This window comes from Streptomyces sp. NEAU-sy36, from assembly GCF_013423905.1.
GTDB lineage: Bacteria > Actinomycetota > Actinomycetes > Streptomycetales > Streptomycetaceae > Streptomyces > Streptomyces misionensis.
On sequence record NZ_CP058977.1, the window covers coordinates 4,600,895 to 4,614,152 of the forward strand.

The 13,258-nt window shown below is 72.9% G+C and carries 12 protein-coding genes and 1 pseudogene; 9 read left to right on the forward strand and 4 right to left on the reverse strand.

Going from position 1 to position 13,258, the window contains the following annotated elements:
- Positions 1–11 precede the first annotated feature (11 nt).
- A complete protein-coding gene (locus HZZ00_RS20885) occupies positions 12–599 on the forward strand; it encodes a TetR/AcrR family transcriptional regulator (RefSeq protein ID WP_257584956.1) in 588 nt (195 codons plus the stop codon).
- Positions 600–606: 7 nt separating this feature from the next.
- On the opposite strand, the gene HZZ00_RS20890 is transcribed toward HZZ00_RS20885, so the two are convergent.
- Positions 607–1,629, reverse strand: coding sequence for an SMP-30/gluconolactonase/LRE family protein (locus tag HZZ00_RS20890; RefSeq protein ID WP_180327863.1), 1,023 nt, complete (start codon positions 1,627–1,629; stop codon positions 607–609).
- A 173-nt stretch (positions 1,630–1,802) separates the two neighbouring features.
- On the opposite strand from HZZ00_RS20890, the gene HZZ00_RS20895 reads away from it, so the two are divergent.
- Positions 1,803–3,614, forward strand: a complete 1,812-nt coding sequence (locus HZZ00_RS20895) for an NAD(P)/FAD-dependent oxidoreductase (protein ID WP_180327864.1) — start codon at positions 1,803–1,805, stop codon at positions 3,612–3,614.
- Between the two features lie 146 nt (positions 3,615–3,760).
- Here the strand turns inward: HZZ00_RS20895 and HZZ00_RS20900 are convergent, their stop codons facing one another.
- A complete protein-coding gene (locus HZZ00_RS20900) occupies positions 3,761–4,522 on the reverse strand; it encodes an SDR family NAD(P)-dependent oxidoreductase (protein WP_180327865.1) in 762 nt (253 codons plus the stop codon).
- Between the two features lie 90 nt (positions 4,523–4,612).
- Between HZZ00_RS20900 and HZZ00_RS20905 the strand changes: the two genes are divergently transcribed.
- Positions 4,613–5,239, forward strand: a complete 627-nt coding sequence (locus tag HZZ00_RS20905) for a TetR/AcrR family transcriptional regulator (RefSeq protein ID WP_180327866.1) — start codon at positions 4,613–4,615, stop codon at positions 5,237–5,239.
- Between the two features lie 134 nt (positions 5,240–5,373).
- Here the strand turns inward: HZZ00_RS20905 and HZZ00_RS20910 are convergent, their stop codons facing one another.
- Positions 5,374–6,057, reverse strand: a complete 684-nt coding sequence (locus HZZ00_RS20910; protein ID WP_180327867.1) for an MOSC domain-containing protein — start codon at positions 6,055–6,057, stop codon at positions 5,374–5,376.
- A gap of 458 nt (positions 6,058–6,515) precedes the next feature.
- Entirely contained in the window at positions 6,516–7,040 is a 525-nt protein-coding gene (locus tag HZZ00_RS20915) for a TetR/AcrR family transcriptional regulator (RefSeq protein WP_306856110.1), read from the reverse strand.
- A gap of 978 nt (positions 7,041–8,018) precedes the next feature.
- Here HZZ00_RS20915 and HZZ00_RS20920 point away from each other — a divergent pair.
- The 6 genes and pseudogenes from HZZ00_RS20920 to HZZ00_RS20945 form a co-directional block, all read left to right on the forward strand.
- Positions 8,019–9,209, forward strand: a complete 1,191-nt coding sequence (locus tag HZZ00_RS20920; RefSeq protein ID WP_180327868.1) for a cytochrome P450 — start codon at positions 8,019–8,021, stop codon at positions 9,207–9,209.
- A 7-nt stretch (positions 9,210–9,216) separates the two neighbouring features.
- The gene (locus tag HZZ00_RS20925; protein WP_070029763.1) at positions 9,217–9,438 is read left to right on the forward strand and encodes a ferredoxin; all 222 of its coding nucleotides are present in this window, start codon (positions 9,217–9,219) and stop codon (positions 9,436–9,438) included.
- 152 nt (positions 9,439–9,590) lie between these two features.
- Complete coding sequence (locus HZZ00_RS20930) at positions 9,591–10,010, forward strand: hypothetical protein (RefSeq protein ID WP_180327869.1); 420 nt, start codon at positions 9,591–9,593, stop codon at positions 10,008–10,010.
- 191 nt (positions 10,011–10,201) lie between these two features.
- Positions 10,202–10,732 carry a hypothetical protein gene (locus tag HZZ00_RS20935; protein ID WP_180327870.1) on the forward strand — a complete coding sequence of 177 codons (531 nt, stop codon included), beginning with the start codon at positions 10,202–10,204 and terminating at the stop codon, positions 10,730–10,732.
- A gap of 130 nt (positions 10,733–10,862) precedes the next feature.
- On the forward strand, positions 10,863–11,330 hold the full coding sequence (locus HZZ00_RS20940) for a MarR family winged helix-turn-helix transcriptional regulator (RefSeq protein ID WP_257584961.1): 468 nt from the start codon (positions 10,863–10,865) through the stop codon (positions 11,328–11,330).
- Positions 11,327–13,039 (forward strand): annotated as a pseudogene (locus HZZ00_RS20945) (MFS transporter); the annotation flags it as partial. The gene HZZ00_RS20940 and the pseudogene HZZ00_RS20945, both read left to right, overlap by 4 nt.
- Positions 13,040–13,258 lie beyond the last annotated feature (219 nt).

Consider the following 13,258-nt stretch of genomic DNA (forward strand, 5'->3'; position numbering starts at 1 on the left):
ACCCTCGCGGGGTGACGCAGCAACCCAGGTCCGGCACCAGCAGGCCCGCCAGCGGCGGCCCCAAGGCTGCCGCTCGCAACCGGGCCGCTCTCGTCGCCGCCGCCCGTGAGGTCTTCGCGGAGCACGGGCTGGACGTCCCGCTGTCCGCGATCGCACGCCGGGCGGGGGTCGGCCAGGGCGTGCTGTACCGGCACTTCCCCGACCGGGCCGCCGTGGCGACCGCGGTCCTGGAGGAGAACGTCCGCCAGATCGAGCAGGCGGCGCGGGAAGCGGACCTTGCCGATGTCCTCGGTGTGCTGACCTGGCACCTGGTGCAGTCCGCGGCCTTCATCGGCGTCCTGCACGGCGACGCGGCGGCCGGCCCCTCCGCCGTCCACGCGTACGCGGCGGCGCTGTCCCGGCGGGTGGAGCAGGCCCTGCGCGGACGTCTGCCGGAGGGTCATCCGCTCGCTGCGGAGCCCGACGACCTGATGACCGCCGTCGGCATGGTCTCGGGCGCCGTCACCGGCCGCACCCGTCCGCACCGGGAACGCCGGGCACGGGCGGCATGGCGGCTGCTCGGTGTCGAGGTGGGCCCGGTGCGGCCTTTCGAAGGCTGAGCGGGCGTCAGCCTCCGTTGGACTGGCGCACGCCCTTCCCCCTCGCGTCGAAGGCGAAGAGACAGCCGCCGGCCGGCCCGCTGACGGTCATGTAGGCGCGGGTACCGCCCGGTGTGATGGCCACGTTGGTCGCCGATTCCAGCCCGTCGGCGGCATCGGCCGGGACCTCGACGGTCGCCAGGCGCTCGCCGTCGCTGCCGTACACCGCCATCGCGGGCCGCCCGTGCAGCCCCTGGTAGAGATTGCCGTCCGCGTCCACCGCGATCGAGTCGGTCTGCGCGACACCGCCGTCGACCCGGATGGCGGTGTGCCGCGACGACACCCCGCCCTTCCCGTCGAGGAGCAGGTAGGAGATGCGGTTCTGCGTCAGCTCGCTGAACCACAGCCCGCGGTAGTCCGCGTCGAAGGAGATGCCGTTCGGCGCGGCGAGGCCGTCCGCCAGCACGGCGGCCTGCTTCCCCGTGCGGTCGATGCGCACCACCCGGCCCTCCGCCCTGCCCTCGGACATGCCGCGTGAGTCGCTGACGTACAGATTGCCCTCCCGGTCGAAGGCGAGGTCGTCGGGGTTCATCGGCGCGCCGTCGACCTCGCCGGAGAAGAAGGTCCGCGGATCACCGCCGTCCGGGGCCAGGGTGACGATGTCCCCGTGGGCGAAGTCGGTCAGGTAGATCCGGCCGTCGTACGGGCTGAACTGGGCCGAGGTGTAGGCGCCGCGGTCGTCGGTGTAGACCGGTTCCGACGATGCCTTCCGGACGTCGACGCGCAGCACCTTCGGCTCGCCGGCCGGGGCCGTGACGTCGACGACGAGCAGTTTCCCGTGCGCGTCGAAGGTGGGCCCCTCCAGCAGGGTCGTCCCGGTCCGCCCGTGCGTCGTGGTCGGGCACATGACCCGCTGCGCGCGGATGATCCGCTCCGCGCCGGCGGTGCCCGGGTCCGCCCGCGCGGCGGTGGTCTGCGTGCCGCACCCCGCGAGGGCCGGCACACCGATCGCGGCGAGCATGACGAGTGTCCGGATCGAAAGTCGTCGCACGGGGATCACTCTTCCTGTCCGAAAGTATGCGGAAGCAACCTTCCCACCAACCGGACAGCACTGTCCGGTGCTTGTTACCGTAGTGCATGGCTGCTCAAGTCCCGTGCTCTCGTGCCGAGTTCATGGGCAAGGCGGCCCTCTGCCGGACAACCGGAAGGAACGAGGCCGCGCACATGGCGCATTCACAGCCGCTGACTCCCGAAGCGCTCGCCGAGCTCAGGGACCGTTACCGGGCCGAGCGGGAGCGCCGAGTGCGCCCCGACGGCACCCGGCAGTACGTCCGCGCCGAGGCCGAGTTCGGCTACTACGCCGACGACCCCTACGCGGGTCCGGCGGCCGAGCGCGAGCCGGTGCGGGACAGCGTGGACGTCGCGGTCGTCGGCGGCGGATTCGGCGGCATCCTGGCGGGAGCACGGCTGCGTCAGCGGGGCGTCGAGCGCGTGCGCGTCGTCGAGAAGGGCGGCGACTTCGGGGGGACCTGGTACTGGAACCGGTACCCGGGCATCCACTGCGACGTCGAGTCGCACGTGTATCTGCCGATGCTCGACGAGACCGGTTACGTGCCCGAGTGGAAGTACGCTCCCGGTGAGGAGATCCGCCGTCACGCGGTACGGATCGCCGAGAAGTCCGACCTCTACGCGAACGCCTTGTTCTCCACTGCGGTCACCTCACTGACCTGGGACGACACCGCGCAGGTGTGGATCGTCACGACCGACCGGGGCGACAAGTTCCGGGCCACGTACGTCGTCACGGCCACCGGCACCCTGTCCGAGCCGAAACTCCCCGGCATCCCCGGCATCGAGAGGTTCCGGGGCCACACCTTCCACACCTCGCGCTGGGACTACGCCTACACGGGCGGCACCGCGGACGGGGGCCTCACCGGACTCGCGGACAAGCGCGTGGGCGTCGTGGGCACCGGCGCCACCGGCGTCCAGGTCGTGCCGATGCTGGCCGAGGACGCCGGACACCTCTACGTGTTCCAGCGCACGCCCTCCTCCGTGGACGTGCGCGCCAACCGCCGCACCACCGCTCGTGACGTCGGCGCCGACCACCACGGTTGGGCGCGCGAACGCCGCGACAACTTCCTGCGCATCGTCTCGGGCGAGTCGGTCGACGAGGACCTCGTCGCGGACCGCTGGACCTCGTCGGCCGGACTCCTGGAGAAGCTGTTGCCGAGCTTCAGTCGCCGAGGCGGCGACCCGGCGGCGTTCGAAGCCGCCTACGAGATCGCGGACGCCGCCAAGATGAACGAACTGCGCGCCCGCGTCGACGAGATAGTCACCGACCCGGACACGGCGGACAGGCTCAAGCCGTGGTACCGGTACGCCTGCAAGCGTCCCACCTTCTCGGACCTGTACCTGCAGACGTTCAACCGCGACAACGTCACCCTCGTCGACACCGCCGACACCCACGGCATCGAGCGGATGACCGAGCGCGGCGTCGTGGTCGGCGACACCGAGTACGCCCTCGACTGCCTGATCTTCGCCACCGGATTCTCCGTCGGGGTCTCCGGCGTCCACTCGGGCCGGCTGCCCGTGCGCGGCCGGGGCGGCATCCTGCTGCGGGACGCGTGGGCCGCGCGGGGCCCGCGCACGCTGCACGGCTTCACCGCCAACGGATTCCCCAACCTGATCCAGTTGGGCGGGGTGCAGAGCGCCGGCAGCGTCAACTACACCCACGTGCTGGACGAACACGCCGTCCACGCCGCCGCGCTCGTCGCGGCGGCCGAGGCCGGGAGTGCCGTCGTCGAACCGTCACGCGAGGCCGAGGACGCCTGGCTCGCCGCCCTGGCGGTGAACGCCCCCGACCACGAGCGGTTCCACGCCGAGTGCACCCCCGGCTACTACAACGCCGAGGGGCGCGGCCGGCCGAACCGTCCCACCGCCTACCCCCACGGGGCCGCGGCCTTCCACGCACTGCTGAAGCGGTGGCGGGGGGAGTCCATGGACGAGATCCTCCGGCCCAGGACTTCCGCCCGGGCCTGACGGGTCCCGCCGCGGCGTCCTCGCGCCGACGCCACCGCCGGGCGGGCCGGCGGTGGCGTCGCGGTCGGGCGGTGCCGCTCCGCCCCGGAGGCGGCCGGCCGCCGGCCGTCGCTCTTCGCGACCGATTCGCGGGCGACGGTTCCGTGTCAGACCGCGGACCAGCCGTCGTCGACGGGCAGGATCGCGCCGTTGATGTTGCTCGCGGCCGGGGAGGCGAGGAACAGGATCGCCGCGGCCTGTTCCTCCGGCCGGGACACCCGGCCGAGGTTGGCGAAGTAGGGGCCGAGTTCCGCCGGGCCGTGCGCGGTCGGGTCCGCGTCCACCGAGATGGCGGTCGCGGTGCCGCCCGGGCAGACGGCGTTGGCGCGGATGCCCTTCTTGCGGTACATCACCGCCAGCGACTTCGTCAGCCCCACCACGCCGTGCTTGGACGCCGTGTAGGCGGCGCCCGCCGCGCTGCCGCGCAGGGCGGCCTCGGACGCGGTGTTCACGATGACGCCCCGGCCCGCGTCCAGCATGTGCGGGAGCACGGCGCGGGCGAGGAGGAACGGTGCGGTCAGGTTGACCCTGATGACCCGCTCCCACTCGGCGTCGCTCACATCGGCCAGGGCCGACATGCCGTCCATGATCCCGGCGTTGTTCACCAGGACGTCCACGCCGCCGAACCGCTCGACCGCCGTCGCCGTGACCAGGTCGACGACGGTCTGCTCGCTCAGATCGCCCGTCACGGCCACCGCGGCGCCGCCGGCCGCCTCGATCTCCTTGACGACCGCGCCGGCTCCCTCGGCGTTCAGGTCCGCCACCACCACGCGGTCGCCCTGCCCCGCGAAGGCCAGCGCGGCCGCGCGGCCTATGCCCGATCCCGCTCCGGTGACGATCACGCTGCGCCCGTTCACACCGTCGGCCATGAGGTACTCCGTCCAATTTAATGTCTCTGAGTGACACAAAGTCTTGGTGGAGAATACCCACGACATCGATCACCGGCACGGGAGGGGCGGATGAACGCAGCCCGCGGACGGACGGGGCGGCCCCCGCTGACCGAGGAACGCAAGGCCGCCATCCGGCTGGAGATCGCCCGCGCCGCGGTCGAACTGTTCATCGCCCAGGGCGTCGCCGCGACCACGGGGGAACAGATCGGGCAGGCGGTCGGCGTTTCGGCGCGGACGGTCTGGCGCTACTTCCCCACGAAGGAGAGCTGCGTACGGCCGCTGTTCTCGACGGGCATCGACGCGATCGCCGACGCGTTGCGGCAGTGGCGCCCCCACCGGCCCCTCCAGGAGGCCTTCGACCGCCTGTGGACCACCGACGCGGTGCTGCCCGGACCGGACATCGGCGCCCTGCTGCGGCTGACCCGGACCGAGCCGGGTCTGCGCGCGGTCTGGCTGCAGACCCATGACGAGGCGGAACCCGTGTTCGCGCGTGCCCTCGCCGAGCGCTCCGGGCTGCCCGGCGACGACGCGCGGCCGGCCATCTGGGCCGCCATGCTCAACGCCGCCCTGCGCGCGGCCGTCGAGCACCACGCCTACCGCACGGACGAGTCGGCCACCGACCCCGGGGCCGTCCGGGCCGATCTGGTGGCGGCCCTGCGCGGCGCCGTGGCCCTCGCGGCGGCCGGGATCGCCTGATACTCCTCAGCGACCGGCCGGAGCGGGGGGGCGCGGTCGCTCAACTTCCGTCGGCCGGCGGGAAGTCGAGGCCGGAGGCCCGACGTGCGGCTGGGCTGCCGGACCGGCGGGCCGCCCCGCCGGACGGCGGCCCCTCAGTCGAGCCAGCGGGCCTCGTCCCCCGCGCGGACACGGCCGGGTGTCTCGACCGCCGCGTACACGCCGAAGGTGTTGCCCAGCTCGCGGGCGACCCAGCGCAGTACGGCGCGGTCGTGGGGCACGCTCGGCGTCTCCTTGGTGATCACCACACAGCGGTCGCACCCCTCGGTGAAGCGCAGGATCAGCTCGCCGACGGCCATCCGGCGGCCGATCCAGCCGTGTTCCGGATACCCGGTGGACCCCTCGTCGGGGACGTCGTCGAGCACCATGCCGGGCCGGAACCGGCTGACGTCCAGCGCGCTGTCCGGCAGCGCCGAGGCGAGGCTGCGCAGCGCCGTCGAGGTCAGTATGTGGAGCGCGGCGTGCGGCGGGTGCGCGCGGTGTGCGGCCAGGGTGACCTCGGCCTGGACAGCGGCACTGAGCCGGGCGTCGGCGTCGGGCGCGTCGGAGCGGAACCGCCGGCCGTCCGGCAGCACCAGTTCGGCCACGCCCGGCCCGGCATGGACCGCCCGCACCCGCATGAGCCCGGGAACGGCACCGGCCCAGGTGACCTCTCCTCGCGCGTCGCGCACCGCCATGCCCCGGTCGCCCTCGATTCCCGGCACACCGACCCGGGCAGCGGCCAACCGCTCACCGCCCACGGACTTCACCGGATAGCGCCACAGCTGGTCGACCCGCATGCGTCCCCCTCGCTCCGAACGGCCCCGACGGACCGGTGACCGCGGCCGGCAGGTACCGCGATCAAGCACGGCAGGGTGATCGTATCGAGACGGCGAGGGCGCCCGCCTTCGGTTCCGCGACGTGAAGGCGGGGCGGCCGGTTCCGAGTGGAACGGGGTGCTTCGGTTTCGGGTGGCCGTGGCGCGGTTGCCCTGGCGCGACCACGGCGACGGCCCGCCCGCGCGACGCGCCGGAACGACCGCCCGGTGCGGGGCGGGACCCTAGGGCCTCTCGTCTGGGTCATGCCGGGCTCGCGGGGTCTGGCACGCACATCTGCGGCGTTGTCGTCGGTCGCCAACTCCCCCACGCTCGGCTTCGCTCGCGCGGGGGCACCCCCATCGCGCTGACTCCCTCCTCCGCCTTGCATCTGCACGCACCAGACCCCGCTCCCTGTTCCGGCCTGATCCAAACGAAAGACCCTAGGGCCGCACGTCGGTCGCCCCCTCGGCCGGCAGCACGGGAAGCAACCGGTCGAGCGCCGTGAGGACGTGGGCGCAGACGTCGTCCGGGGCCGCGCTCGCCAGCGGCTCCTGGCCGACGACGACGCGCATCAGGCCGATGCCGAGCAGCCAGGCCATGGCGAGCTGGGCGCGCAGTGTCCCGTCGTCGGCCGGGGAGAGGGCGGCGAGCGCACCGGCGTACTCCTCCCCCAGCAAGCGCACGGTTTCCGGGGCGGCGTCGGCGCTGCCGATCGACCGCAGATACACGGCCAGCAGCCGATCGGCGCCGGCTCCCCCGCCCTCCCCGAGGACCCCGCGCAGCGCGGTCTCGAACAGCCGCTCGGGCGGCGTGGTGCTCACCTGCTCCCTGCCGTCCTGCGCCATCACTTCGGCGAGCAGGGCCTTCTTCGAGCCGAAGTAGCGGAATATGAGCGCCTGGTTCACCCCGGCACGTGCGGCGATGTCCCGGACGGTGGCCGCCTCGTACCCCCGCTCGGCGAACACCGCACCGGCCGCGTGGAGGATGCGCAGGCGGGTGCCCCGGGCGTCGCGGGTCCGGTGCCCACGGGCTTCCCCGGCAGGGGCGCCGGCGGCGCTGCCCGCAGGGGTTCGCGGAGTTTCGCTCCCAAGGGTGTCCGAAGAGATGCCCGTACGGGTGTCCCGGGCCTCGTCCGCAGAGGACGGTGGGGCGTCGCTCGCACGGCTGCGCCGGGGGCCGCTCGCGCAGGCGGGCGACGCGCCGGCCGTGCGGGTCTCCGGGACGTCGCCCGTACGGGTTCCCTCGGTCTGGCCCGCGGACGCGTCCCGGGCATCGCCCGCACGCGTTCCAGCCGGGGCCCCCGCACGGGCACCGGTCACACGGGCGTCCGGGGCGCCGTCCCCACGGGCGTCCGGGGTCTCGCCCGGGGGGATGTCCGGGGCGTCACCCGCACGAGTTCTCAGGGTTTCGCCCGTGTCGAGTCCCACGGCATCGTTCGCACGGCTCACCGGAGCCTCGCCCACGCGGGGCGCCGGGATCTCGTCCGCACCGGCTTCCCCGACCTCGCCCGTACGGGGGCCGCGCTCCTCACCCGCGGAAGTGGCCAGGTCGCCGCCCGCGACCCGCCGAGCCCCGTCCACCCGGGTGCCCGGGTCCTTGCCCGCACGGGGAGCCCGGAACTCGCCCGGCCGGATGTCCCGGTCGTCACTCGAACGGGTCTCCCGGGCCTCCGGCGCGCCCGCCTTCCGGGCCCGGCGCCGGGTGGCTTCCCGGTCTCCCCGCGGGCGGTGCGGCCGTTGTGTCCCGGGGCTGTCCCCGGCGGTCCGGCCCTGGCCCTGTGTGTGCTCGTCGCTGTCCACCCGCTGCTCCTTCTGCCGCCTGCGCCCGTTCGGCCCGCTCGCGTCTGACGAGGACCCGCCAGGGTAACGGCCGATTAGCGTCGTTGACCGCCCGGCGGGCACCTCCTAGCGTTGTAAGCGTGTGCTTACACAAGGGAGACAGCTGTGACGGCAACGGACCACGCACCCCTCGCCTACCCCTTCAACTCCGGTCAGGGTCTCGCCCTGTCCGAGGCCTACGAACGAGCCCGTGACACCCCCGGGCTGCTCCGCGTCCAGATGCCGTACGGGGAGCCGGCCTGGCTCGCCACCCGCTACGCGGACGCCCGGCTGGTCCTCGGCGACCAGCGGTTCAGCCGTGCGCTGGGCCTCGAACACGACGAACCGCGTGCCTCGGAGGGCCGCCGGGACAGCGGGATCCTCAGCATGGACCCGCCCGACCACACCCGGCTGCGGTCCCTGGTCGCCAAGGCGTTCACCGTGCGCCAGGTGGAAAAACTCCGTCCGCAGGTACGGGAGTTGACGGCAAGTCTGCTGGACGCGATGGAGGCGGCCGGACCGCCCGTGGACCTGGTCGACCACTACGCGCTGCCCATCCCGGTCGCGGTGATCTGCCGGCTGCTCGGGGTGCCGGAGGAGGACCGACCGCAGTTCCGGGCCTGGAGCGACGCGGCGCTGTCCACCAGTTCCCTGACCGCCGAGGAGTTCCACCGCAACCGCGAGGAACTGCGCGCCTACATGGCCCGGTTGATCGCCGCGCACCGCAAAGAGCCCCGAGACGACCTGATGACGGCGCTGATCGAGGCCCGCGACCACGGCGACCGGCTCTCGGAGCTGGAGCTCGTCGACCTGTGCGTCGGCATCCTCGTCGCCGGGCACGAGACCACCGCCACCCAGATCCCCAACTTCGTCCTCACCCTCCTGGACCACCCCGACGTGCTGGCCCGGCTGCGCGCGGAGCCCGAGCTGATCACGAACGCGATCGAGGAGCTGCTGCGGTTCGTGCCCCTGGGCAGCGGCGCCGGGCAGCCCCGCTACGCCACCGAGGACATCGAGGTCGGCGGCACCCTGGTGCGGGCCGGCGAGCCGGTGCTGGTGGCCATCGGCGCGGCCAACCGGGACGCGTTGCGCTTCACCGAGGCCGGGACGCTGGACATCACCCGCGACGGCAACGCGCACCTGGGCTTCGGCCACGGTGTGCACCACTGTCTGGGCGCTCCGCTCGCCCGCCTCGAACTCCAGGAGGCCATCGGGGCGCTGGTGGCCCGCTTCCCCGGTCTGCATGTGGCCGGCGACATCACCTGGAAGACCGAGATGCTGGTACGCGGCCCGCGGGTCATGCCGGTGGGCTGGTGAGGCGGCGATGAGCTGGCAGCTGCACGTGGACTCCGGCCGCTGCATCGGCTCCGGCATGTGCGCCGGGACCGCGCCGGACCTGTTCGTCCTGGACGACGACCGCTCGCATCCGGTCAGCGAGCACGTCCCGGAGGGCGAGGAACGCGCCCTGGACGCGGCCGACATCTGCCCGATGCTGGCCATCACCGTCCAGGACGCCGACGGGAAGGAGATCGGCCCCCGCGACTGACCGGGGGCGCCGGCCCGGCTGTTACAAGACAGGGACAAACCATCAGTGAACGCCCGCCCTTGAGCTGTCGTCGTTCCAAGTGACCACGCCAACCGGCATGTTCCTCTCCTTTGGCGTGAACAGTTGAACTCACCACAGAAAAGGACGGATCCATGATGGTCACGAAGCGGCGTTCCCTGCGTGCGGCCGTCGTCGGCGCCCTCGGCGCGGCCTCCCTCGCCCTCGCGGGCACCGCGATGGCGGCCACCCCGGCCGCCCACACCGCGGCTCCCGCCGCGGCCCGCACGGCTCAGTCCGCGAAGGCGAGCATCACGGCGACGCCGTCGGTGTCCTCCGTGCGCGCCTGGACGCTGTTCCGGGTCACCGGCAAGACCACCGGCCTTCAGGCTGGCAGCAAGGTGACCCTCCAGCAGAAGCAGGGCACCAAGTGGGTCACCCTGCCCGCGTCCACGCCCATCGCCCGCAGCGGCTCCTACGCGCTCCGGGTCGAGCTGGGCCTGAAGGGCAAGAACGACCTGCGCATGGTCAGCGGCGGCACGACGTCCCCGGTCTTCGACGTCACGGTCCGCTGACCGGCCGTACCCCACCGCGGGCCGGTGCCGGGGCGGGTTCCTCCGTCCCGGCACCGGCCCGCACGCATTGCGCCGGACGAGCGGCGCACCGGTATCCGCCCCTCGGCGCCGGGTAGGCCTGGCCGGTGTCCGCTCCGGGCGCCCCGGCCCGGCCCGCGGTCACCGATACGCCCCCGGCCTCAGGAGTGAGCATGCCCGGCGCCCCCGCCTCCCGGCCCTTCGGCGGTCACCGGCGCACCCGGCTGCGCGAGCGCTGGCGCACGGTCCTGAAGGAGCACACGGGCCCCACCCAGCGTTCGCTGATGGCCGCGTGGCTCTCCTTCGGCTGCACCTTCGGCACGGTACGGCTGATCACCCACGGCATCCGGGGCGGCTGGCTGCCCTGGGGCAACGTCTCCGCCGGCGGCACCCATCTGCACCACTACAACATCGGGATCGTCACCCTCGCGGGCGTCGGGCTCGTCGCCGTACGCGGTGACCAGCCCTGTGTCGGCCATCCCGGGGTCGGTGCGCTGTACGGCGCCGGATCGGCCCTGATCGCCGACGAGTTCGCCCTGCTGCTGGACCTGAAGGACGTCTACTGGGCCAAGCAGGGCCGCGTCAGCGTGGACGTCTCCCTCGGCATCCTCAGCGCGCTGGGCCTCTACCTGACCGCGGCGCCCTTCTGGCACGAGATCACCAAGGTCACCCGGGACCGGGTGCGCCACCGCCTCACGGCCTGACCCACCCCCTCGTCCGGCGGCGAAATCCCCGGCGCCCGACGGGCCGAATCCCTTACGAAGTTTTTCATAGGGTCCCTATATAGGAGGGTGATACTTAGAGAGTGTGGATCACTCTCACAGAGCTGCGGGCGTGCAGCAGACCGCACAGTTACTGGCCGAGACGGCCGCTGCCGTGATCAGGGTCGTGACCGACCACCGGGACCTCAGCTTCACCGCCGCCTCCACCCTGGCCCGGCTGGAACGCGAGGGGCCGCTGCGGCTCACCCTCCTGGCGGCGGCGGAGGGCGTGGCCCAGCCCTCGATGACCCAGTTGGTGCAACGGCTGGAACGCCAGGGACTGATCATGCGGGTCGGTGACGCGGTGGACGGCCGGGTGACGCTGATCGGCATCAGCGACGCCGGCCGGGACGTCCTGGCCGCACGCCGGAGGTCACGCGACGCGCGCCTGGCCGATCTGATGGCCGCACTGCCCGACGACGACCAGCGGGCCCTCACGGAGGCGATGCAGGTGGTCGCCCCCCTCGTCCAGCGCATGCTCACGGACGACGCACCGCCCGTCCACCAGCCCGAACGGCGAGACACCGGGAGCAACCGATGACGACCAAGGAGACTGGCCGCATACCCGGCGCCGCCACGCCGGGGCAGCACCGCAGGCGCGGCTGGATCGGCGCGGACGACCCCGGTTACAAGTGGGTGGCGCTGACCAACACCACGCTGGGCATGCTGCTCGCCACGATCAACAGCTCCATCGTGCTGATCTCGCTGCCCGGCATCTTCACCGGCATCCGCCTCGATCCGCTCGAACCCGCCAACGTCAGCTACCTGCTGTGGATGCTGATGGGCTACATGCTGGTCACCGCGGTGCTGGTGGTCGCGCTCGGCAGGCTCGGCGACATGATGGGCCGGGTCCGCATCTACAACGCGGGCTTCCTGATCTTCACGCTGACCTCGGTGATCCTCTCGCTCGACCCCTTCCACGGCGGCGGCGGGGCGCTGTGGCTGATCGGCTGGCGCATCGTGCAGGCCGTCGGCGGTTCGATGCTGATGGCCAACTCGGCGGCGATCCTCACCGACGCGTTCCCGGCCCGGCAGCGCGGCATGGCGCTGGGCGTCAACATGGTGGCGGGCATCGCCGGTTCGTTCCTCGGCCTGGTGCTCGGCGGCGTGCTCGTCACCTGGAACTGGCGCTCCATCTTCTGGGTCAACGTGCCCATCGGCCTGATCGGCACGGTGTGGGCGTACAAGTCGCTGCACGAGACCGGCATCCGCCGCCCGGGGCGGATGGACTGGTGGGGCAACATCACCTTCGCCCTCGGTCTGACCGCGCTGCTCGCCGGGATCACCTACGGAATCCAGCCGTACGGCGGTCACACCATGGGCTGGACGAACCCCTGGGTGCTGGCGGGCCTGATCGGCGGCGCGGCAATGCTCGCCGTCTTCTGCCTGGTGGAGAGCCGGGTCGCCGAACCGATGTTCCCGCTGCGCCTGTTCCGCAACGCGGCCTTCGCCGGCGGCAACGCCGCGACGCTGCTCGGCGCGATCGCGCGCGGCGGGCTGCAGTTCATGCTGATCATCTGGTTGCAGGGCATCTGGCTGCCGCTGCACGGCTACGACTACGCGGACACGCCCCTGTGGGCGGGCATCTACATGCTCCCGCTGACCATCGGCTTCCTGCTCGCCGGGCCGCTGTCGGGCGCGCTGTCCGACAAGTTCGGGGCACGGCTCTTCGCGGCCTGCGGATTCCTGGTGATGGCGGTGTCGTTCGCCGGGCTGCTGGTGCTGCCGAGCGACTTCTCGTACTGGGTGTTCGCCGCCCTGATCTTCCTGAACGGGCTGGGCGGCGGTCTGTTCGCCGCTCCCAACACGGCGATCATCATGTCGAGCGTGCCGGCCGACGCCCGCGGCGCGGCCTCCGGGATGCGCGCGACGTTCCAGAACGCGGGGATGGTGCTGTCCATGGGCGTGTTCTTCTCGCTCATGGTCGCGGGACTCGCCGGGACCCTGCCCGACACCCTCTCCACCGGTCTGACGGCCCAGGGCGTCCCGGCGGGCGCCGCGCACACGGTCGCCGCGCTGCCGCCGGTCGGCGTCCTGTTCGCCGCCTTCCTCGGCTACAACCCGATCCAGCACCTGCTCGGCCCGGACATCCTCGGCCATCTGTCGCCGTCCGCCGCGGCGCATCTCACCGGCCGGGAGTTCTTCCCGCACCTGATCTCGCAGCCGTTCCACGATGGCCTGGTCGTGGTGTTCTCCCTCGCCATCGCCATGTCCCTGGCCGCGGCGGGCGCGTCGCTGGTCCGCGGCCGGCGGACGGACGCCGGGGCGGTGGCGCCGGCCGGGTCGCCGACGTCCGGACCCGCGCCCGAACCGTCCGCGACCGCATCCGCGCCGGCGGTGGCGACCGCGACAACGGCACGCCCGGGTCCGGGGGCAGAAGCGGTCGCCCAGAAGGTCGACCGAGAGTCCGTCGAGGAGGCGTCCGGGGAGCCCGTCGCAGGCCAAGGCGCGGCAGCCCCCGGGGGTTTC